Origin of the sequence: Nitrosophilus labii (genome assembly GCF_014466985.1) — a bacterium.
Taxonomy (GTDB): domain Bacteria; phylum Campylobacterota; class Campylobacteria; order Campylobacterales; family Nitratiruptoraceae; genus Nitrosophilus_A; species Nitrosophilus_A labii.
The window spans coordinates 524,284-547,913 of record NZ_AP022826.1 but is presented as its reverse complement, the minus strand read 5'-3'; the positions used below and the strand labels follow the sequence as shown (position 1 = coordinate 547,913).

General features: G+C 36.5%; 17 protein-coding genes. 13 read left to right on the top strand and 4 right to left on the bottom strand.

Going from position 1 to position 23,630, the window contains the following annotated elements:
• Window positions 1-208: 208 nt before the first annotated feature.
• Window positions 209-1,573, bottom strand: a complete 1,365-nt coding sequence (locus NIL_RS02770; protein ID WP_187648107.1) for a phosphomannomutase/phosphoglucomutase — start codon at window positions 1,571-1,573, stop codon at window positions 209-211.
• A 198-nt stretch (window positions 1,574-1,771) separates the two neighbouring features.
• Here NIL_RS02770 and NIL_RS02765 point away from each other — a divergent pair, with 198 nt between their 5' ends.
• The 10 genes from NIL_RS02765 to NIL_RS02720 are packed head-to-tail and all read left to right on the top strand — an operon-like array spanning window position 1,772 to window position 15,429.
• Window positions 1,772-2,872, top strand: coding sequence for a TonB-dependent receptor plug domain-containing protein (locus tag NIL_RS02765; RefSeq protein WP_187648106.1), 1,101 nt, complete (start codon window positions 1,772-1,774; stop codon window positions 2,870-2,872).
• Complete coding sequence (locus NIL_RS02760; RefSeq protein WP_187648565.1) at window positions 2,850-3,953, top strand: TonB-dependent receptor; 1,104 nt, start codon at window positions 2,850-2,852, stop codon at window positions 3,951-3,953. The genes NIL_RS02765 and NIL_RS02760 overlap by 23 nt, the downstream gene beginning before the upstream one ends.
• Before the next feature lie 9 nt (window positions 3,954-3,962).
• Window positions 3,963-4,610 (top strand): urease accessory protein UreH domain-containing protein, encoded by a 648-nt coding sequence (locus NIL_RS02755; protein ID WP_187648105.1) that lies wholly within the window; start codon window positions 3,963-3,965, stop codon window positions 4,608-4,610.
• Window positions 4,611-4,620: 10 nt separating this feature from the next.
• The gene (locus tag NIL_RS02750; protein ID WP_187648104.1) at window positions 4,621-6,918 is read left to right on the top strand and encodes a 4Fe-4S binding protein; all 2,298 of its coding nucleotides are present in this window, start codon (window positions 4,621-4,623) and stop codon (window positions 6,916-6,918) included.
• A complete protein-coding gene (locus NIL_RS02745) occupies window positions 6,908-7,873 on the top strand; it encodes a 4Fe-4S binding protein (RefSeq protein ID WP_187648103.1) in 966 nt (321 codons plus the stop codon). The genes NIL_RS02750 and NIL_RS02745 overlap by 11 nt, the downstream gene beginning before the upstream one ends.
• A complete protein-coding gene (locus NIL_RS02740; RefSeq protein ID WP_197972119.1) occupies window positions 7,839-9,143 on the top strand; it encodes a double-cubane-cluster-containing anaerobic reductase in 1,305 nt (434 codons plus the stop codon). Before NIL_RS02745 ends, NIL_RS02740 begins: the two co-directional genes overlap by 35 nt.
• Window positions 9,140-9,937, top strand: a complete 798-nt coding sequence (locus NIL_RS02735) for an acyl-CoA dehydratase activase (RefSeq protein WP_187648102.1) — start codon at window positions 9,140-9,142, stop codon at window positions 9,935-9,937. The genes NIL_RS02740 and NIL_RS02735 overlap by 4 nt, the downstream gene beginning before the upstream one ends.
• Entirely contained in the window at window positions 9,934-11,256 is a 1,323-nt protein-coding gene (locus NIL_RS02730) for a TolC family protein (RefSeq protein ID WP_187648101.1), read from the top strand. The genes NIL_RS02735 and NIL_RS02730 overlap by 4 nt, the downstream gene beginning before the upstream one ends.
• Window positions 11,253-12,368, top strand: coding sequence for an efflux RND transporter periplasmic adaptor subunit (locus NIL_RS02725; protein WP_187648100.1), 1,116 nt, complete (start codon window positions 11,253-11,255; stop codon window positions 12,366-12,368). Before NIL_RS02730 ends, NIL_RS02725 begins: the two co-directional genes overlap by 4 nt.
• Window positions 12,358-15,429 (top strand): efflux RND transporter permease subunit, encoded by a 3,072-nt coding sequence (locus NIL_RS02720; protein WP_187648099.1) that lies wholly within the window; start codon window positions 12,358-12,360, stop codon window positions 15,427-15,429. Before NIL_RS02725 ends, NIL_RS02720 begins: the two co-directional genes overlap by 11 nt.
• Before the next feature lie 9 nt (window positions 15,430-15,438).
• On the opposite strand, the gene NIL_RS02715 is transcribed toward NIL_RS02720, so the two are convergent.
• The 3 genes from NIL_RS02715 to NIL_RS02705 all read right to left on the bottom strand — a co-directional run bounded on the left by NIL_RS02715 (window position 15,439) and on the right by NIL_RS02705 (window position 18,465).
• Window positions 15,439-16,617, bottom strand: coding sequence for an ammonium transporter (locus NIL_RS02715; RefSeq protein WP_187648098.1), 1,179 nt, complete (start codon window positions 16,615-16,617; stop codon window positions 15,439-15,441).
• A 116-nt stretch (window positions 16,618-16,733) separates the two neighbouring features.
• Window positions 16,734-17,072: a P-II family nitrogen regulator gene (locus NIL_RS02710; RefSeq protein WP_187648097.1), complete on the bottom strand. Its 339-nt coding sequence runs from the start codon at window positions 17,070-17,072 to the stop codon at window positions 16,734-16,736.
• A 112-nt stretch (window positions 17,073-17,184) separates the two neighbouring features.
• Window positions 17,185-18,465, bottom strand: coding sequence for an ammonium transporter (locus NIL_RS02705; RefSeq protein ID WP_187648096.1), 1,281 nt, complete (start codon window positions 18,463-18,465; stop codon window positions 17,185-17,187).
• 312 nt (window positions 18,466-18,777) lie between these two features.
• Here NIL_RS02705 and NIL_RS02700 point away from each other — a divergent pair, with 312 nt between their 5' ends.
• From NIL_RS02700 to NIL_RS02690, 3 genes are all read left to right on the top strand, one after another.
• A complete protein-coding gene (locus tag NIL_RS02700) occupies window positions 18,778-20,055 on the top strand; it encodes an MFS transporter (RefSeq protein ID WP_187648095.1) in 1,278 nt (425 codons plus the stop codon).
• A gap of 257 nt (window positions 20,056-20,312) precedes the next feature.
• Window positions 20,313-21,938, top strand: coding sequence for a bifunctional protein-serine/threonine kinase/phosphatase (locus NIL_RS02695; protein WP_187648094.1), 1,626 nt, complete (start codon window positions 20,313-20,315; stop codon window positions 21,936-21,938).
• A 79-nt stretch (window positions 21,939-22,017) separates the two neighbouring features.
• Window positions 22,018-23,592, top strand: a complete 1,575-nt coding sequence (locus NIL_RS02690) for a DmsC/YnfH family molybdoenzyme membrane anchor subunit (RefSeq protein WP_187648093.1) — start codon at window positions 22,018-22,020, stop codon at window positions 23,590-23,592.
• The last annotated feature ends 38 nt before the right edge of the window (window positions 23,593-23,630 follow it).

Below are 23,630 nucleotides of genomic sequence, written 5' to 3'. Positions count from 1 at the left end.
ACTAATAACTAATAGAGACCTCTGAAAAATTATAAATTGAGCGAAAGCTTTGTAATTTTAGCTTGAAAATTTTATGTTCGCCATAAAGCGAAAAAAGTACGCTTGCTTAGTACTTTTTAATAAAATTTTCAAGCTTTCCTAAAAGGAAAAATTACAACTTGCTTGAGTGAAATTTGGTAATTTTTCAGAGCGTTCAATATACTAATAGTTACATAATCATATCTAAAATTTCTAAAATCTTTTTTTGATAATACTCTGCCCTCTCTTTATCTTTAGCCTCAAATCTAGTCACTAAAACCGGTGTTGTATTGCTTGCTCTAACAAGAGCCCAACCCTCCTCAAAAACAACCCTTACTCCATCAACATCAATAATCTCTTCTATTTTTGGAAAATCCGCGGGGGGATTTTTTAAAGACTCTTTTAATTTTTCAATAATCTCAAACTTTTTCTCTTCACTAGTTTCTATCTTGATTTCAGGTGTATTATAAACTTTTGGAAGTTTTGCAATCTGAGCATCAAAATCAACGCCATTTTTAATCAATTCTAAAACCCTAAGTGTAGCGTATATAGCGTCATCATAACCAAAATATCTATCGGCGAAAAAGATATGACCGCTAACTTCGGCCGCCAAATCGGCGCCTACCTCTTTCATCTTTACCTTAAGATTACTATGTCCCGTTTTATACATAATCGCTTTGCCTATTTTGTTTATCTCTTCATACATTATCCCGGAACATTTTACCTCGCCGACGACTACCGGATTTTCTATCTCTTTAGCAAAAATTATAGCTAATTCATCTCCTTTGAAATTATGCTCTTTGGTTAAAAAAGCTATTCTATCCGCATCTCCGTCATAGGCAAAACCTAAATCAGCCTCTTTTAAAGCCTCTTTTAGATCTTTTAGGTTCTCTTCTTCGCTTGGGTCTGGATGGTGGTTGGGAAAAGTTCCGTCAGGCTCGCAGTACAAAGAGTTAAAATCTAGTTTTAAAGAGTTAAAAATAGGCTCTATTACTATTCCAGCTACGCCGTTACCGCAATCTACGGCTATCTTTTTATCTAAAGAAGATATATGGGAAAATTTTTCGTTCATATACTCTATATACTTATCTTTCGCATCTATAAAGTGATATTTTTCATTGTCTTCAATAACAATATCGCTACCTACCACCTCATCGCCAAGCTTATATATATCTTCACCAAAAAAAGGTTTTTTATCTATCGTTATCTTAAAACCGTTATACTCCGGAGGATTGTGCGAACCTGTTATCATAACTGAAGCCGAGGGAGTTATCTTTTTGTCCTCAATATCAAACTCTTGATAATTACTAAAATAGTTTACCGGCGTTGGAACCATCCCCATACTTAAAACTTCCACTCCAGCCTTGTTAAACCCGCTAGTTAACCAATTAAAAAGAGTTGGAGAATGCAGCCTCGCATCATATCCTATAGCAACATACTTACCAAACTTTTTTACTCTTTTGCCTAAAAAATAACCTATTTTTTTAACTATTGTTTCATTAAGCTCTATATCAAATATTCCTCTTATATCATACTCTCTAAATATCGAATGCAATGTTAACTCCTTAAATTTTTATCTAAAAAACAGCTCAAATTATATCACACACTTTAAGTCAAATAGATAAAAAATAACAAAAAAGGGATATTTTTATAATTTTTAAGATATAAATTTTTATTTAAGTTTTATTTAACAGTTAATTAACACTTATTCATTATACTTCCTTTCGATACACACCACAAAAGGAGTACCTAAATGAAAAAAAATTTTTTATTGTTAGGTGTAGCGCTCTTTTCCTCTTTGATATGCGCTGAGGAGCTATCTTTAGATAATATAGTCGTAGAGTCTTCTACTATCGAAGATATTTTTACCGACCCAAAAACGGAAGTTTCAAAAACGGATGTCATCGATGAAAAAAAGATTGAGATAATCGACCCAAAAAACATAAACGAGATCCTTCGAACTATACCTGGTATCACAGCTGATGTTCGAGCAGGAGACATAGTAGAGATACATATGAGAGGGGTGGCTCAACAAGAGTTTATGTGGGAAGATACGGGAGTTGCCATAGTTATAGATGGAGTTCCTGTTTTACAAAACGGAGGGAAAGTAAAATTTAACTTAGATGAGATAGAAAGCATTAAAGTGATAAAAGGGGGAGCCTCTTATCTATATGGACCAAACGCTCTTGCCGGAGCCGTTATCATAACAACCAAAAAACCTAAAAACAAAGATATGGTTAAAGTAGAAGCCGAATTTGGAAGCTACAGCTATCAAAACTATAGAGCCTCAGCGTATAAAGCTACCGAAAAATACCTAGCAAACATAATCGCCGCTTACCGTTACACCGACGGATACTGGGATATGAGCGAAAACTGGTCAAAATCAGTCAGCGGAAAATTTACATACTTTATAGACGATATGAGCGAAATCACCTTCGGTGCCGATATAACAAGAAAATATGAAGAGAGCTCAAGAGGTAGTGTAACCGGAGTAACTACGGCAAAAACTGATCCTACCGGTGCTAGCGATCCGGATCTTCCTTGGAATCACGACTATTACTCAGATATAGATAAATATTTTATAACTTATAGCAAAGATTTCGATAATGGTGCAAATCTTTTGGCAAATGTTTACTACTACGTAGATCTATACGACTATGAAGCCTCTCCACAAGATCTAAACAGCGACGGTTATGAAGATACTTACACAAGAGATAGTACAGAAGATATCTACCAAAAAGGGCTAAAAACAGAGTATAGAGACACTATCGGCAATCTAGCCTATATGATTAGGTTTAGACGTAGGAGAAAGAGAGTTAAAAGAGTACGATATCACTACAGTAACTTATACTAGTAGAAGGGGTACTTACTATAAAGGAGAGTGGAGCGACTCTAATGCAATCGAAGATAGACTAGGGATTTACGGCGAAACAAAGCATAAGATAACCTCTAAACTAACAGCTGTTTTCAACGCTAGATACGATAAAGAAGAGTATGAGTATGAAGAGCAAAGTTACGACTATAACGGAACTGTATGGAGTCTAAACAATGTAAATAGAGATCACAGTTTTGAAAACTTCTCTTATAGAGTAGGAGCTACCTATCAACTAACCTCAAACGATACATTTTACACAAACATCTCTACCGGATTTAGAAATCCAAGAGTTTACGAGCTTTACGCAGCAGATTTCAATCCCAACAGATATACGGCGAACAACCCAGATATCGATACCGAAACTACTATAAATTACGAAATAGGTTTTAGAGGTAAAAAGTATGCTCTTAACAACAGCTTTAGATACGACATATCGGCTTATATCCTAGATACTAAAGATATTATAGCTAGAAACGGGGGAACATACTACTCTTACGGTTCTAACGTATATTTTGATAATGTAGGAGATGCTAGAAGTAAAGGTGTAGAGCTCTCTTTGGGAAGCGATAAGAGCAAAAAACTAGCCTTTGACTTTTCATATACCTATCTTGACGCCTATTATACTTCTCATATTCCGTTCACAGTCGATTTAGCACCCACTTATAGATCTACGGGAGATCAGACTTATGAAATTAACGGCAATCAACTACCTAGAACTCCTCATCATAAATTTGATCTTTTCACCTATATCAAATTAACTCCTAAATGGAAACTGATCAACGAGTGGTACTGGCAATCAAGCTATTACTCAGATGAGACAAATTTCGTAAAGATGCCGTCATACGGAGTTCTAAACATTCAAGCTAGATACAATACCAAATTAAGAGGAAAGGATCTAGAGTTTTTCGTACGCATTGATAACGTTACCGATAACCAATACTATAGAACCGTCTATCTATTTAGTGATAGAAGTGGAGACGGAAAACTTGATGCAGAAGACGCAAGTATTACTGTAGATCCAGGTAGGGTTTATTATGCTGGTATAAAATACTCTTTTTAAAGGTTAAAAATGGAAGCGGGAGCGTTTATAACCATCTTTATTACGGGGCTTTCTTACGGATTGTCTCTATGCTTTCTCTCTTGCGCTCCCCTTCTAACTCCTATATTAGTAATAAACTCTTCAACTATAACCACCTCTTTAAAGATTGTAACCTTTTTTAGTTTGGGAAGAGTCTTAACGTATGTTACTATCTCTTTTTTAGCCTTTTTCTTTTCTCAAAGTTTAAAAAACTTATTAAACAGTAACCAGATATGGCAGATTTTAACCGGGTTAACGGTGGTTTTTTTATCATTTAAGATCTTTTACGATATTCTCTTTAGCCGAAATTGCGCTAGCTCATGCAAAGTTAGAACCGTCAAAAATAGTAACTACTTTTTACTAGGTTTTTTGTTCTCATTTAACCTATGCGCGCCCAACTTAGCACTAATCGCTTTTAGTGCAAACAGTTCTTCACCAATATTGGCTTTGATATACGGACTACTTTTTGGTATTGGTGCAGTACTGTTTACACTACTATTTTACGGACTTTTCCTATCACCCATCATAAAAGAGTTGCTTTTGCAGTTTGCTCGCTATAAAAAAAGTATCCAGATAGCCTCGGCTCTTTTACTTTTTACAACCGGTCTTTTTATATTGACTGGCAACATAAAACTATAAAGGATAGATAATGGTAAGATACATAAAAAGAGCTACAAACGATATATTTCGAATACCTATCTTAAAAACTATCTTTAAAAACGAAAAGTTTATTTTTACCGTAAGGATTTTGGCACTCTTTATCTTTTTTTACGCAATCTATCTAGGATTTGTGGAGCCTACAAAAGAGAACAGCTTTACGCGAGCAGTATTTTGGGGGATATTTTGGCCGCTTTTTATAGTAACCACACTTCCAACTTTTGGAAGAATCTTTTGCGGTATATGCCCTCACGGCTTTTTAGGTAAATATATCACCGATTTTGGATTAAAAAAGAGAATGCCCTCTTGGCTTGAAAATAGATACATAGGTATAATGCTTCTATTTTTAGGATGGTGGGGAGTTTACTATATATTTCCTGGAGTCTACAGAACCCCTCTTGGAAGTGCAATCCTCTTTGCGGTGATGACGGTTGTAGCCTTTTTGTTTTACTATCTCTATAAAGATATGAGTTATTGTAAATATATCTGTCCCATAGGTACCGCTCTTAGAGCCTACTCTAAACTCTCTTTTACTTGGTTTGGCTCATACCAGGAAGCCTGCAAAGAGTGTAAAACTTTTGATTGCGCCAAAAGCTGCCCGTATGGACTAAGCCCGTTTAACTTCAACAAAAAAAACTCTATGAGCGATTGTACTTTGTGTATGGAGTGTACGAAATCTTGCGCGGCTATCAATTTTCGCTTCACAAAACCCGGTTTTTCTCTATATAAAAAGTTCAAAATCTTAAAAGCGGAAGTTTGGGTATATATACTTATCTTAGCCGCTATTCCTATATCTATGGCTTTTCATCATGGACTTGGAAGAAGCAACATAGCTCAAGAGTTTATCTGGTACAAAACGGCTCAATTTTTTAAAAAGTTTATAGATTTCGGAGGTGCTGACGCCGTAGGAATGTTCGCATTTTTATACGCTACTTTGTTTACGATTTTGGCCGCCGTTATCGGGATGTGGATAGCATCGAAAATCTTAAAAAAAGATTTTTCGACCACTTTTTATACGCTAGGCTACGCTTTTGCCCCTCTTTTTATACTAGCCTCTATGGGACACGCGCTAGAGTTTTTCTTTACCGGAAACTATGAAAGAATTGTAGAGGGTTTTGCTTGGGGTTTTGGCTTTTCCCTAGACGTTGAGCCTTTGGCTAAAAGAGGAGATAAATGGTTGGCGATTTTTCACCTTTTTAGATGGATAGGCGTTATATGGGCATTTTATATCTTATATAGAAGATTTGAGCTGATTGAATCTACTAAGACGAGAAAATTGTTGGCTTTTCCTTTTGCCTCTTTACTGATAATCTTTTTTATCTCGGTAAATCTATATAGAGATTACGTAATAGATACTTACGGTAGAAAGCCAAGAGGACACAATCATCAAAACGTAGCAACTTATATGAAACAAAAAAGTCAAAATATCCAAAAGATTGTCCCAACCTACAAAGATACCATCTGGTTAACCGATAGACTTGGGAAAAGAAGAGCCTATGTTAGAAGAGTGCCAACAGAAGTACCTAAAAAGAGAGTCTATATCGTTAGCGGCGAACTAGACTCTCCAAAATGCGTAACTAAAATAGAAGGAAAATTTCTCCTAATAGACGCTGACGCTAAGACACAACGCCTACATCCAAAAAAAAGAGGCTGTTTAAGTCTAACTTACAAGATGCCAAAGAGCGGATATTACACTCTATACTACGTAGGAGAGTTTAAAGGAGATAACAAAAACTACATAAAAGTAGCTAAATTTGAGTTTAAAAGATTTGACCACTCCGAACACGCGGTTTACGATAAAAACAAAATGGCTCCCAAAACTAACAAATCTATACCTATAGATATCTTAAGACTCAGAAACGACAACGAAACATTCTACTCAAGACTTACCACCGGGGAAGAGTTAAGATTTTTGGTGCTTTTTGACAGCAAACCTCTAAAAAATGCAATAGTCACCTTAAAAACTGAGTTTGGATGGCAAAAAAGTCTGTTTACAAACGACAAAGGGATCGCCTCTATTAAACTTATAAAAGATTACTACCCTCCTATCGAAAAGTATAACAAAAGATATAGAGAAAAGTTTTTGGTAACGACAAAGTATGAAAAGGATGAGAACGTATATGAAGCCACATATTACGGCACATACTCTCCTAATAGAAACGAGTTTCAATCATACGCATACGCGCTGTTGATCTCTATCATACTCCTTTTAGCTATAAGCGCAGGGATCCTTTTTTACAGACTTAAAACGCAAAAACCATTTAAAGAGGTAAGAATAGATGAAGATTAGAGATAAAATCAACAAAATAGATATAAGAAAATTTAGGTTTTGGATACAGCTCTTTTTCTTTGTCATTTTTATATACGGCGGATATCTAGCTATCGATCTTGGAAGAGAAATGCCGATGTTTTCTTGCGGTTATAACGATGAAAACGGAGGGATGTGCTACTTTATGCCTCTGCAACATCAACTTGCAAGAGGATGGGATAGACTCTTTAGTATGGCCAGTATTGGAGTTTTAACCGGGTTTTTAACCTTTTTGGCCTGGTTTATCATTTTCAATAAAGCCTGGTGCGGATATATCTGTCCCCTTGGGACTATGCAAGATTGGATCACATCTTTACGTAAATTTTTCAAGATCCCCTACTCTACTTATACGCAAAGTCAATTTGAGAAACTAAAAAAGATAAAATATATCTTTTTGGTAATTGTAGTAATATTTCCTCTTATGATAGGAGCTGGACTGCTAAGCGGAGAGTGGAGAGCCGCATTTTGTAAAATGTGTCCCGGAAGAGTCATTACTCCTATGTTTGTTGGAGATTTTAGCCAATGGTATATAGATTTTTCATCAAAAACTGCAATGTTTTTAACCGCTTTTGGTATAACTTTTACTATTCTGTTTTTTGTCGGCTCTTTTATCAAAAAGAGGTTTTTTTGTTTTTTTTGTCCTATGAGCGCTATGCACTACATTTTTAGCCCCTTTGCGCTTTTGAGGCTAAAAAAAGATGGTTTAAAATGTACTAAATGCGGTGATTGTTATAGGGTATGCGATATGCAGATCAAAGATATAGCAGATGACGTCACAAGTAAAAATATTTTAAGAGACGACTGTATTTTCTGTTTAAAGTGCGTTGGAGCGTGTCCCGAAGAGGACGCCTTAAAAGTAGATATAGTAAAATGGACTATATTTAAATCTACAAAAGGCGGATTTGCAAAAAGAATGGGGTTTGAAGATGACAAATAGATTAAGAAAAATGGAAGATCCAAAAACAAGACATAGACGCCACGAGGCTATGGAGGCGGTAAAGATTTTAGACTCTCTTAAAAACGATTTTAAAGATAATCTAGAATCTATGAGCTATTTTTACGATTTATACGAAAAAATCTACTGTAAGGGAGAAAAACTACATTTTGATAAGCCTACAGTAGGAACTATGTGCATACAGGTTCCCTACGAAATCATCTATGCCGCCGATGCGGTACCCGTTAGATTGTGTAACGGTTTTTATACCGACGAACAGCTTGGCGGAGAGTTTATGCCTACAAAATCCTGCTCTTTGGTAAAAGCGACTCTTGGAATGCTTTCCAATAAAGATATCCCGGCCGCACAAAAACTAGATCTTGTCATACATCCTACAACTTGTGATCAAAAAACCAAAGCCATATCGATGATAGAAGATATGGGTTATGAGATGTATCATCTAGAGTTTCCAAGAGTAAAAGAGAGCGAAGAGAGCAGAGAGTATTGGCGAAGAACTATTAGAAAATTTACTAAAGATCTCCAAAAAGAGCTAGGAGTCAAGATCAACAGAAAAAAGGTGAAAGAGTCGATCAAAAAAGTGGGTAAAGCTCAAAAAATATACCACGACTTAAACGAACTTAGAAAACTAAAACCCTCTCCGATTCTTGGCAAAGATATGTTTCTCATAACCAACGCCTTCTTTTTTGACGATATCGAAAAATGGACGGAGGCGGTTAAAAGAGTTTATAAAGAGGTAAAAGAGAAGGCAAAAGCCAAATATAACCCGGCCGGAAAAAGATCTCCAAGAATTCTTTATACCGGCTCTCCTCCCATATTTCCAAATCTAAAGCTTCCTATGATGATAGAGCTAGCCGACGGCATTATAGTAGCCGATGAGAGCTGTTCGGCAAATAGGCTATTAAACGATATGGTTTCGGTTGATGAGTGGTTTATGTACGATATGGTCGATTCAATCGCGGATCGATATCTCAAAGGGTGTACTTGCCCCATCTTTACGCAAAACGAAGATAGAAAAAGAAGACTCAAAGAGTTGATCATAGATTACGAGGTAGAAGGAGTGGTTTATCAATCTTTTGCAGGTTGTCAAGTTTACGAGATGGAGCAAAGAAGTATAGCCAAAGAGATGGAGAGTCTAGGGATCCCAATGCTATACGTTGAGTCCGATTATAGTCCTGCTCAAGGCGGACAGCTCTCAACTAGAATAGAAGCCTTTATAGAATCTTTAAAAGTTAGGAGGAGAAAAAAACGATGAACTGTTTTGCCGGGATCGACATTGGCTCAACCGCTATAAAAATTGTTATAATAAACGAAGAACTTGAGATTTTAGGCTCAAAAATAGCCGGTAGCGGTAGTATGTTTTATAAATACGCAAAAGAGAATCTAGAACTTTTACTAAAAGAGGTCGATTTAAAAAAAGAGAATCTAAAATATATAGTTTCTACCGGATATGGAAGAAAGCTTTTTAAAGAAGCGGACGAAACCATTAGCGAAATCACGGCAAACGCCATAGGAGCGAGATATGCCGGCAAAGAGTTTGGAACGATTAGGACCATTATAAATCTAGGCGGACAAGACTCAAAGGCGATTTCGCTGGATGAGGAAGGAAACGTGGTAAATTTTGCTATGAACGACAGATGTGCGGCAGGTACAGGTAAATTTTTAGATGTAGCCGCCGCAAAACTTGAAATCGGCGTGGAAGAGCTTGGGGAGTATCACTTCAAATCAAGAGGCACTCCCCTTCCTATTAACAGTACTTGCGCCGTTTTTGCAGAGTCTGAAATCATCTCTTTACTAGGAAACGAACATAAGGTGGAAGATATCGTAACCGGTATCCACTACTCCATCGCAAAAAGAATTATTAGACTCGCAAAAAAAGTTGGACTTAACGACGTTATATATTTTGACGGAGGGCCTGCTCTCAATAAAGGCTTGGTAGAGGCTATAGAGTTTGAGCTTGGAAGAAGGCTCGCCATTCCAAAAAATCCGCAAATCACTACTGCATTAGGCGCGGCTATTTTGGCAAAAGAGGCGTATGAAGAGCTATGAGGTATCTTTGGCCTATTATTGCTCTAATATTAAACGGATGTTACGTAGAAAAACAAAAAATCGATATCCCAAAATATACACAACAAAAAGAGCGTCCCCAAAAGTGGTGGAGAGTTTTTAAAAATGAGGAGTTAAACGCTATTATCTTGGCCTCTCTTAAAAATAGTTACGATATAAAATATTATACGGAAAAAATAAAAGAGTATAGATATCTGTATAAAAATTCTCTATCTTCGCTCTATCCATCCGTAAGCGCCTCAATAAAGAGTAACTATTATAAAGATAACGAAAGCTTTATTGATGAAAATTTAGAAGGTTCTATAACTTTCAAATATGAATTAGATCTTTTCAAAAAACTCTCAGATAAGACAAAAAAGAACCTGTTTAGTTTCAAATCTACAAAAGAGGATCTTAAAAGCGCAAAGATCTTAATAAGCAGCGAAATAGCAAAAAACTATATCTATTTAGGCTACGAAAAAGAGAATGAAAAACTTTTGGTAAAAAAAAGAGAGCTAGCTTTAAAAAAACTCGATTTCTTAAAAAGAAACTATATTAGTAAAGAGGCTAAGATTTCGCAAATTTTCAATCAAAAAACAGCTCTTGAAGATATTGAATATAGACTAAAAATTACAAAGATTTATCAAAATATCTATCTAAACTCTTTAAAAACGTTGCTATCTAAAGATATAGAAGATAGCCTCTTCGTCAAAGCCGATTTCTTAAAAACGGATATAAAAATCCCGGATATTAGCGTATCACAAATAGCCCAAAGACCGGATATTAAGTCACTATACCTAAGGCTGATTTCGCAAGATTACGCCTACGGCGCGGCTATAAAAGAGCAGTATCCATCTTTTTCTATCACCTCATCCATAAGTTCTGATATAAAAAACATATCCAAACTTTTTGATAACTGGTTTTTAAGCGCTTCTGCGGCGATAAACGCTATCATTTTTGATAAAGAGGCTAAAAAAAGCGCGGCAAAAGCCGCGGAGCACAAAACTAAACAGCTGCTATATCAATATAAACAAGCGCTTCTAGAGGCTACGAAAGAGGCGGCGGAGATTAGAAAAAAGATTGAAGATCAAAAAAGATACCTATATTATCTAAATCAAAAGATCCAAAACGATAAAAGAGAACTAAAAGTTGAAAAGAAGGCATATTTAGCGGGAGAGAGCAGCTTGTATAATCTTGTCGATTATGAGATAAGAGTGATAGATGATCTAAATAGTATATTAAAAGCAAAAAGAGATCTTCTACTTTTGATAGTCGATTTTTACAAAGCTACTACATCAGGTTGGCAAAAGGATGAAAGTTGAAAAAGATTATTAAACTACTCTTTTACTTGGCTGTGGCAACACTATTTGCAATATCTTTGTATCAATCCTATCAGTGGCTAACGCATAAACCTAAAATGCACAAAAAAGCTCATCATAAAAGATGGGCTCCTATGGTAAAAGTTCAAAAACCTCTTATAGGAGATTTTCATTTTAGTCAATTTCAGCTATCAAAAGTCACCCCTTTTAGAGTTTTAGAGATAAAGCCCAGAGTCTCTTCAGAAGTGATCTGGATAAATCCAAAAATAGTTCAAGGAGCTCTAATAAAAAAAGGCGAGCTTCTCATAAAACTGGATAAAAGCGACTTTTTACTAGAAATTGAGAAAAAGGAGGCCGCGTTAAAAAGGGCAAAACTAAATTTAGTTGAAGAGATTCAAAAACAAAAAAGAGCAAAAGAGGAGTTTAGATATTTTGAGGGAAACATAACCAAAGAGGATAAAGAGTTTGTCTTAAGAATCCCTTACATAGAAGATGCTAAAGCGCAGCTTAAAGCCGCTAAAGCCGATCTTGAGCTAACCCTTCTTCAAATAAAAAGATGCGATATAAAAGCTCCGTTCGATCTAATCGTACTAGATAGTTTCGTAGCTTTAAAAGACGTGGTTTCTCCTTCCAAAACTCTTTTAAAAACCGCTAGGGCTGATAGATTTTTAATAAAAACACTAATAGAGCCAAAAAAACTAAAATATTTAGATCAAAACTCATACGTTTTAATTAAAAACAAAACAAAAGCCTCTTTGTTTACTATAAAAAAAGATCTAGACGATACTAGTAAACTAGCTAAACTTATCTTCCTTTTAAAAGATCCGCTAAAAAGAGAGATATTTTTAAACGATTTTCTAAAAACCCACATTGTAGGCAAAAAAGTCAAAAACGTAGCAAAAATCCCAAGATACGCCATTAGAGCCAACAATAAAATCTGGATCGTCAAAGATAACCGACTACACATCATCCAAAAAGAGCCTCTTTGGGAGGATAAAGAGTTCGCCTACATAAGCGCCGATAATCTCAAAGGATATGACGTAGTTATCAGCAATCTTAGTACCATTTTTGAAAATATGAAAGTTCGAGTCTCAAAGGCTAAAGATGAGATGTAGGGCCGATTTTAACACTCCAATCAGTTGGATGGTAAAAAATCCAGTAGTAGCAAATCTTTTAATGATCTTTTTGTTAGCGGGCGGGATTTTTATGTTAAATTACGTAAAACAGGAGGTTTTTCCTGATTACGAAAGAGACGAAGTTCGCATAAGAGTCTCCTATCCTCAAGCATCACCCACCGAAATAGAAAAAGCGATAATTTTGCCTATCGAAGAAGCTATAAGCTCGGTAGAAGGGATCAAAAGATTTAGAGCGGTAGCAAGAGAGGGAAGCGCAACGGTAGACGTTGAAGCTTTTAGAGGATATGATTTACAGACTTTGCAAAACGATATAGAAAACGCTATCTTTAGGATAAGAACTTTTCCAAAAGAGGCGGAAAAACCGATAATCACTAAAAGAAGCTACGAAAGAAGAACAATCTCTTTGATACTATACGGCAAAAGCGATCGGGTCTCTTTATACAAATACGCCCTAAAAGTAAAATACCATCTTCTATCTAATCCAAAAATATCCAAAATCGATATTTACGGTCTATCTCCTCTTCAAATAAGCATAGAGATAAAAAACGATATTTTAAGAAAATATGGACTAAGTACGAAAGATATAAGCGATATAGTTAGAGCCAACTCTCTTGAGTTATCTTCGGGAGTAGTTAAAACGCCTAGGGGAGAGGTGATACTAAAACTCTCCCAAAGGGGAGAAAAGCCTATAGATTTTGAAAATATCCCTATCATCACCACAAAAGAGGGCAAAATAGTCAAACTAAAAGATATTGCTAAAATCGAAGAGGTCTTTGAAGACGAAGACTATTTTGCGTTTTATAACGGAAAGCCTGCAATCAGGATGGAGGTAAGAAATCCGCAAAGTTTCTCACCTATAGAGATCTCAAAAATAGTAGATGAAAAACTACAAACGGCAAAAGAGTTTTTGCCTCCAAATCTTAACTTAGAGGTATTATCAAGCGGTGCGGACGTTTTTGAAGATAGGGTAAAGCTACTTTTAAAAAACGCCGCTCTTGGACTAGTGTTGGTACTCATAACCTTGTCTTTATTTTTAGAACCTAGGCTTGCTTTTTGGGTTATGATGGGGATACCAATCTCCTTTTTGGGCTCTTTTTTACTCTTTCCTATCTTAGACATATCCATTAGTATGATCTCTTTGTTTGCATTTATTATTGCGTTAGGTATCGTAGTTGACGATGCGATAGTGGTAGGCGAAAATATCTATAAATATAGAGAAAGAGGCTGCAAACCTCTAAACGCTTCGGTGCTTGGCGCTAAAGAGATGGCGGTACCGGTATCCTTTAGTATCTTGACCAATATAGTAGCATTTATGCCGATACTTTTCGTGCCGGGAGTAACAGGAAAGATTTTTGAAGCTATTCCTCTTGTGGTAACGGCCGTTTTCGTTATATCTTGGCTTGAATCTATATTTATTTTACCGTCGCACTTAACATACTCAGTCAAAAAAGAGAAATTAAGCTTTCAAAAAAGATTTTCAAAAGCTTTTAGAAGATGGGTTAGATTTAGTTTTGGGAAATTTTTAAATCTGGTTTTACGTCACAGATACGCAACGATAGTGCTGTTTTTGTCTCTATTTGTTCTTGCCCTCTCTTACGCTCTAAGCGGTAGAATGGGAATGCAGTTATTTCCGGACACCGAAGCGGACTATGTTAGAGCATATATAAGACTTCCAGCTGGTAGCGACGTAGAAAAAACCAAAGAGGCGGTTTTAAAGCTCATAAAGAGCGCTCAAGAACTTAAAAAGAGTATAGATAGAGGAGATGAACTAGTCAAAGGAATCTACGCTAGAGTCGGAAGAGGAGGAGCTAATAGTGCGGAAGTTAGAGTATATCTTGCCGATCCGGATATTAGAAAAGAGATAATGTCCACTTTAGAATTTGGTAAAAAGTGGAGAAAAAGGACAGGAAAAATCGAAGGAGTAGAAACTTTGCAATTTTTCTCCAGCGCTTCGGTAGGCGCTCACGGCTCTCCGATTGCCGTAGAACTTAGCCACTTTGATGAGAACGTGCTCAAAAAAACGGCTCAAATGGTGGCTCAAAGCTTAAAAAACTATCCCGGTGTTTTCAATATAGACGCAGGGATATCCAGCTCAAAAGAGGAGATAAGATTTGTTTTAAAACCGTTGGCCTATATTTTGGGCTTTGACGCTCAAACTATAGCGAGAGAGATAAGAGGAAGATTTTACGGTTATGAGGCTCAAAGGATTATCGTAGGAGCCGACGAAGTAAAAATTATGGCTAAAACTCCTCTAAAAGAGAGAAAACTTCTTTACTATTTTGACAATATGTATCTAACTACCAAAGATGGAAACGAAGTTCCTCTTTTAAATCTCATAGATATAAGATGGAACTACTCTCCAATGGAAATAATACGAAAAGACGGCAAAAGAGTAGTTACAGTTGAAGCGGATATTAGGCCAAGAAGTAAAGCTTTGGAAGTTTTAAACGATTTGCAAGATAGCGTCTTAAAAGAGATAAAAAAAGAGTTCCCAAGTATCAATTACAGCTTTGAAGGAAGGCAGACTGAGATGAGAGAAAATCTATCTAGTCTCAAATTTAGTTTTATAATCTCATTAGCCGTTATCTATCTACTTTTAGCAATACCTTTTAAAAGTTACATTCAACCATTTATAGTGATGATAAGTATCCCTTTTGGGATCATCGGAGCCATTTTAGGACATCTTTTGATGGGCTATAGCCTTAGCGTAATAAGCCTATTTGGAATAATCGCGCTTTCTGGGATAGTAGTAAACGACTCTTTGATAATGATCAAATTTGCTAACGAATATAGAGAAAAATTTGGTTTTAGCGCCTTAAAAACCGCTAAAGAAGCGGCTATTCAAAGATTTAGGCCAGTCTTTTTAACTACACTTACAACTTTTGCCGGATTAATGCCTATGATTTTTGAAACATCTAGACAGGCAAAATTTTTGATCCCTATGGCTATTTCACTAGGATTTGGAATCTTGTTTGCTACATTTATAACTCTTATTTTAGTACCATCATTGTATATAATAATTGAAGATATAAGAAGATAAGGGCGAAAACTATATCGCCCTTTTAAACTCCGGATATGACTCGATACCGCACTCTAAAATGTCTAAACCTTCTAACTGTTCATCATCGTTTGCCCTAAAAGGAATTACTTTGTTTATTGCCCAAAGAACTAGATAAGAACTTATAAAAGCAAATACCGCTACTACCAATATTCCTTTTATTTGAGCCCATAAAGACACATCTTTTACAAATATCCCAACAGCTATAGTTCCCCAAATACCGTTTACCAAGTGAACGGAAAGCGCACCAACTGGATCGTCGATTTTAAGGCGATCGAAAAATGGAACGAAAAAGGCTACTAGAGCGCCGCCTATCGCACCAATCAAAATAGGCGTATAGATATCGAAAAGATCCGCTCCAGCAGTGATTGCCACAAGCCCTCCTAGCGCACCGTTTAAAATCATAGTTATATCAAACTTTTTATATCTTAAATACATTATAATCCCAACCACAATAGCTCCCGCAAGACCTGCGGTATTGGTATTCATTATCGTTAAAGCTACAGCATCGGCGTTCTCTTTTGAGCTTATAGTGCCAACGCTTCCTCCGTTAAAACCGAACCATCCAATCCAAAGTAAAAAAGCTCCCAATACTACCAAAGGGATATTAGAAGCCGGAATAACTTTTATTTTTCCATTTACGTATCTACCGTGTCTTGGACCGATTATCAAAATAGCCGCCAGTAACGCCCAAGCTCCCGTAGAGTGAATAACAGTAGAGCCTGCTAGATCGTGCATCGAACTAATATCTAAGATAGTTCCCTCTAAAAAGTTGGCTCCCCAAGTCCAGTTAACTACCACCGGATAGATAAGAGCCGCCATAACTATAGTAAAAATCGTCAAAGGAATAACCTTTGTCCTCTCACTTACACCTCCGCTCATAATATTGACGGTTTTACCAACAAAAGCCATCTGAAACAAAAACGCAGCCCATTTACTCATCGAGTCGTTTTCCCAGCCACCAAAAGCCAACTGATAGCCGACTAATAAAAACATTATAGAAGCAACCGCATATATCATTGTATTGACGGTTAAAACGGCAGTAACGTTTTTGGTTCTAACAAGTCCCGCTTCTAGCATAGCAAAGCCAGGAACCATTAAGATTATGAGAGTCATCGCAAAAAGCGCAAAGAGAGTATCTATAACGTAAGAAAATTGACTTACATCCATATCCCATCCTTTGTGAAAATTTTTTATTATTCTATCAAAAGGATGGGATAATAGATGATTATTTTTTAACCACTTTTAACTATAACTTAAACTAAATGCACAATTTTTAACCAGCTTTATAGAGCCTCTTCGTCGGTTTCACCCGTTCTAATTCTAACTACCTTTTCAATATCGGTAACAAATATTTTTCCATCTCCTATTTTACCGGTTCTTGCATTTTCTATAATCTTTTCTATAACGTTATCCACTTCATCGGCCGGTACTACAACCTCTATCTTAATCTTTGGTAAAAAATCTACGGCGTATTCGGCTCCTCTATATAACTCACTATGTCCTTGTTGTCTTCCATAACCTTTAACTTCTGTTACAGTCATACCGGTAATGCCAATCTCGGCTAATCCCTCTTTTACGTCTTCAAGTTTAAAAGGTTTAATAACAGCTTCAACTTTTTTCATCTCTTCTCCTTTTATTGTAAGGACGAAGGAAGAAGGATAAAGGAGAAAGAGTAACTTTCATTTTCGCCCTTCAACCTTCAACCTTCACCCTATTTTTTAAAATGATACCAAATTATAGATTAAAACCTCTTTCACCGTGTACAGCTTCGTCAAGACCTCTAGTCTCAGTCTCTTCGTCAACTCTTCCACCGCCAGTTATAAGGCTAGAGATAAAGTAAACTACAGCAGTTGCTACAGCTGTATAGATCATAGTAACTACGACAGATTCAAGCTGTATTAACATCTGAGCCGCTCTATCTCCATTATCTTTTAGAGGGCTTCCGTCCCAAGCAAGATTTTGCAACGCAAAGATTCCAGTTGCTATCGCTCCCCAAAGTCCTGCTAAAAAGTGTACACCAAAAGCGTCAAGACTATCGTCATATTTGAAAACTTTTTTCATCCAAGTAATTCCGAAAAATCCAAAAACTGAACCTCCAGCTCCGATAACCAAAGCTCCGAAAACATCCACAAACCCTGCTGCCGGAGTTATAGCAACTAGACCGGCTATCGCACCTGTAGCGGCACCAAGAAGTGTTGGTTTTTTATATCTTATCCACTCAATTATTACCCAAGTCAAAGCACCAACAGCAGCTGCAAAGTTAGTTACCAAAAGAGCGCTTCCTGCTACACCGTCTGCGGCAAATTCGCTTCCAGCGTTAAAACCAAACCATCCAAACCAAAGTAGCGCGGCACCAACAGCGGTTAAAATAATACTTGAAGGTTTCATAGGCTCTTTTGGATAACCTTTTCTACGACCTAACATCAAAGCCATTATAAGACCAGCCAAACCTCCGTTCATATGTACAACCGTGCCGCCGGCAAAGTCTAAAGCGCCGTCATTGTACAAAAATCCACCACCCCAAACCATATGGGCAATCGGAACATATACGAAAGTTACCCAAAAAACTGTAAATATTAGCCACGTAGAAAATTTTAATCTCTCTATTACCGAACCGCTAGCTATAGCTACCGTAATAGCTGCAAAAGTTCCTTGAAAAGCTATAAATACAAATTCAGGATACGAACCGCTCAAAGAGTCTACGGTAACTCCATTTAGAAAAATCTTGCTAAGATCACCTATGATAGCTCCATCACCGTTAAAAGCAAGTGAATAACCCCATAAAACCCATACAATTGAGCCTATTACGTACGCCATAAATACCATCATATAGGTATTTAGTACGTTTTTAGCTCTTGTCATACCTCCATAAAAAAGTGCTAAACCAGCTGGCGTCATAAGCATAACAAACGCCGTAGCAACAATCATCCAAGCGGTATCACCGCTGTTTAGTTTATCTTCCGCTAAAAGCAAAGATGGCATTAAAGCCAAAAGCATAAGCCAAACTCTCTTCATCACTTCTCCTTTTATGATTTGCTCAAGAAAATTGTATCAACAAATAAGATATTTTTTCATATTGTTATTGATTAATTTTTAACCAGTTAATAAGCAACGAGTATATTATAAATCCACCTAATAATATTAATCAATATATTAAATATATAAATCTGTAATCTCTTTACTGTCTATTATATAGATAGAAACAGGCGAATTTATAAAAGCAAAAACAATAAAATATATCTATTGTATATTTTTTAACCATTTTTCTGTATATTTTATAAATAAATAGCTGTTATAATTTTACAATCAAAAAAACAAGGAGAAATGATGAAGCTGGGTGAATTAAAGAGTGCGGGTCATCTACCCACGCTAATCGCTGCTTTTTTATATTTTGATTTTAGTTTTATGGTTTGGACTATGCTTGGACCTCTTGCTAACGAAATAGCCGAATCTTTAGCAAAACAAGGTTTTATACTAGATCCAAACCAAAAGGCAACACTACTTGCGATTCCTATATTGGGAGGAGCCATCCTTAGAATTTTGTTAGGTTTTTTTGTTGACAATATTGGAGCAAAAAAAACCGCAATAATAGCCCAATCAATAGTGATAGTTTCACTCTTTTATACCTTTTTTAGAGGCGAAAACATTACCTATCAAGAATTACTAGCCGTCGCTTTCGGTTTAGGATTTGCCGGAGCTAGTTTTGCGGTAGCTCTTCCTCAAGCCGGACAGTGGTATCCACCTCGTTTACAAGGCTTAGTTTTGGGACTTGCCGGTGCGGGAAATATCGGTGTGGTGATAGACTATATATTTGCACCAAAAATTGCGGAAATTTGGGGATGGCCTTCAGTATTTTTGGTTGGAGGCGTTTTATCGACGATTATCTTAATAACCTATATATTGATGGCAAAGGACGCGCCGCCGGAGATCTATACTCCCAGAAAGAAAAAACCGAGTGATTATCTAAAACTTTTAAAAGATAAAGATACTTGGTGGTTTAGTCTCTTTTATGCAGTAAGTTTTGGCGGTTTCGTAGGATTTGCAAACTATATGAAAGTATATTTGATGGATGTTTACAAACCGGAAATGGCCGAAATAGGGCTAAAAATCTTAAGCGAGTCGAACGTAAAAGTAGTAGCCGGATATTTTGGAGCTCTTTGTATATTTGCAGGAGCGATACTAAGACCTGTTGGAGGCGCAATCGCCGATAAAATGGGCGGGGTAAAATCGCTATATATATTTTACGGAATAGTAGCGGCTATGGCGATATTAAACGCAACTATCGTTAGCAATTTCTATATAGCCATTATAGTACTTTTTACTATTATGGCATTTTTAGGGATGGCAAACGGAGCCGTTTTCCAACTTGTTCCGCAAAGATTTGGTAAAGATATGGGTATAATGACGGGCATAGTCGGATGTGCCGGAGGACTTGGAGGGACAGCTCTAGTTAAGACGTTAGGATGGAGCAAAGCGGCCTTTAATAGCTACAATACAGGCTTTTTTATATTTGCAACAATAGTGATATTAGCAATAATCGGCATAAGTTTGGTTAAGACTAGATGGAGAACAACTTGGGGATTACAAGCTGGGGGAAGGATTTAGAGATTTGATATAAACAACTAATTGAAACCTCTGAATAAATAGAAATTGAGCGAAAGCTTTATCATTTTAGCTTGAAAATTTTATGTTGGTCATAAGAGCAAAAAAGTACGCTTAACCCCGAAGGGGCGCTTGCGTTCGCACTTTTTAATAAAATTTTTAAGCGTTGCCAAAAGCAAAAATGATAACTCGCTTGAGCGAAATTTGCTATTTATTCAGAACACTCAATTTATGATTTTAGACCTTTTTGGAATTGGACAATGAAAGAGAACTTTAAAGTTAGTGCCTTCGGACTGGCAAAAGGAAAAGAGCTTTTAAGCGATGATTCTTATGCGGTTAGGATTTTTGACGATATAGTAGTAGGTATCATCTGCGACGGCGTAGGAAGCGCTCAAGCCGGGAGGGAAGCCGCAAACAGAGTCGTTAGCTATATGCTAAACAATTTTAAATCCAGGCCTTCTAGCTGGAGTATAGAAAAATCTTTGCTAACTTTCATAAAAAATATAAATGAAATTTTATACAAAGAATCTATCTTAGAGTTTGAAAAACCAGAGTTTTTAACTACTATAAGTATTGTTGTGATAGAAGGCAATAGATTGTACGGTGCAAACGTAGGAGACAGTCCAATCTATCTTTTAAGAAAAGGGAAACTTCAAAAACTCTCATTTGATCATATTTTAGAAAAAGGTAGTAACATTTTAACTCAGGCTATCGGTATGAATAATAGTATTGAACCATATTTTTTTGAAAACTTCATTCAACCTAAAGATAAGATACTCCTTTGCAGTGATGGGGTTACATCAGTTTTATCCAAAGAGGAGATTAAAGAAAGACTTAAACTTGATGCTAACTCTTTAATAAAGTTTGCTAGTAAAAAAGTAAAAGACAATCTTCCAGATGATACAAGTGCAGTGGTAATAGAGATTAAAGAGCTAGATATAAGAGCCCAACTCAAACAGCAAAACCTACCTATCCCGCAGAATATAAAAAAAGATGAAATCATAGACGGATATAGACTTATAAAACCTCTTATACAAAACAAAAGAACTTGGTTGGTAGAAAAAAAGGGTGTTAGATATGTTATGAAATTTCCTCCCGCCGAGGCTGCACAAGATAAAAAACTTCTTGATCTTTTCGTTCAAGAAGCCTGGAATGCTAAAAGATTAAAAGCAGGATTTTTTCCAAAAGCGGTTATACCTAAAAATAGAAGCGTTCGATACTATGTAATGGAGTATATCGAAGGCGAAACATTAAAGCAGAGAGTCTCAAAAAGAAACCTACATATTGAAGAGGCGATCAATCTTGCCAAATTTCTCATTGGAGCTTCAAATTATCTTTTAAAATATAATCTAGTCCACGGAGATATCAAACTGGAAAATATCATCATAACTAAAAGAGGAGATAAAGAGATTTTTAAATTGGTTGATTTCGGCTCTATCGTAGAGATATTTTCTCTAACCAATAGAGCAGGAACTCCATCTTACCTAGCGCCCGAAAGATTTAAAGGCTCCTCTATAAACGAATCTACCGAAATATTCGCAATTGGCGTAACTCTATACGAAGTGCTCACTCAAAAGTTGCCTTATGGAGAGATTGAGCCTTTTCAAAATCCTACCTTTAAAAGAGCAAAAAGAGTAAAAGAGTTTAATAGAGCCGTACCGCAATGGTTCGAAACAATAATATTAAGAGCTATAGAGATCGATCCCTCCAATAGATATCAACACTACAGCGAAATGGACTTTGAGCTTAACAATCCGGAAAAGGTAAAACCCTATTTTGATCCAAACGCTACGCTGCTAGAAAAGGAACCGGTAAAAGTTTATAAAAGCGCCTTTATAGTCTCTTTGATTGTAAATTTCATTTTAATAATGCTTCTTTTAAAGTGACTATTTTTTAATCAGTTTATGTAATATTTTTAGAACAATTATTACTATAATATAAATAAAACAAATATCAAGGAAAAATATGAGCGCGGTTGAGAGTTTTATAAACTATAAAGCCAAAACCGGTATGCAGTGCGGAAACTACTCTATAGATCTTCCAAAGTTAAAACCGGGCGAACAGTATAGGTTTCATTTTGACGCGACTAAATGTATAGGTTGTCATTGTTGTGAAGTTGCCTGCAACGAACAAAACAACAATCCTTTTGACGTAAAATGGAGAAGAGTTGGAGAAGTTGAAGGAGGAGTTTTTCCAAACGTAAGCCAGATATTTTTTTCTATGAGTTGTAATCACTGTATCGATCCGTGGTGTCTCAAAGGTTGTCCTACCCAAAGCTATATAAAGCTAGACAACGGCATCGTAATCCACGACGACGAAGCTTGCATAGGGTGTCAATACTGTACTTGGAACTGTCCTTACGACGTACCTGTTTTTCATGAAGAGCGCCATATCGTAACAAAATGCCATATGTGCTTTGAGAGGATAGAAAACAACCAAACTACAGCCTGTGTTCAAGCATGTCCAGAAGGCGCTATAGAGATAGAGGTAGTAAACAAAGAGGAGTGGCTAAATGGCAAAATAGATGAAGAAGGAAACGCACCTGGACTTATTGATGCAAGAGTAACCAACTCCACTACAAGATTTACTCTACCCGAAAATATGCCAAAAACTTTAGAACCGGCCGATAGAGATCTCATAAAACCGGCACACAAAGAGTTGCCACTTGTTTTTATGACAGTTTTAACTCAGGTAAGTTTTATCGGTTTCTTGGCACTTTTGTTGGGAGATATAGCAAGTAAAATCACCTCTTTACCTGAGCCCAATTTCGCAATGGCTTTTACTGTTTTTGCATTAAGCGCCATCGGGCTACCATTGTCTGCTCTTCATCTTGGACGTCCCGTAAAAGCACTTAGCGCTATGAAAAACCTAAAATCTTCCTGGCTTAGTAAAGAGGCGCTCTTTTTAGGTATCTTTACGGCTCTAATGGGAGTAGTGACTCTGTTTTACTATTTTGAAGAAGAGGGTTTTTTAAGAGTGGTTTTAGAGATAGTAACGGCAATAACCGGCACTTACGGTATCTACGCCCAATCTATGATCTATAAAATTCCGGCAAAGCCTACCTGGAACAGAAAAAGTACCACATATCGATTTTTTAGCACCGGTTATATTGGCACTTTGATCTTAGCGGCAATTGCCACTCTAACGAAGGATTTCTCGGTAGTTAATATCTTGCTTTCATTATCGATACTTTTAGGAAGTATACAGATGTATCTCTTTTATGAGTCGCAAAGATTTTACGACACTATAAAAAAAGAGGATCCTTTCTATTATCAGATAAGCAGAGCTAAAAAGCTTTTAGAAAAAGATTTTAAAAAACTTTACGGTTTTCGAAAAAACTCTTTGCCTATAGGCGCCATATTTTTGCCTCTTACAGCGGTAATAGCGTTAAATGCTGGTTCAAGTAGTTTTGCCTTTTTGTCGATCGCTTTAGCCGTACTCATATCTTTTGGTAGTGAATTGGCTGGAAGATTGCTATTTTACAGTAGTGCCGTTAAAACCGGAATGCCAGGAAACTTTTTTGCTGGAAACCAAAGATGATTAGTAATGGAAACCTATGAAAAATTACAAATTGAACG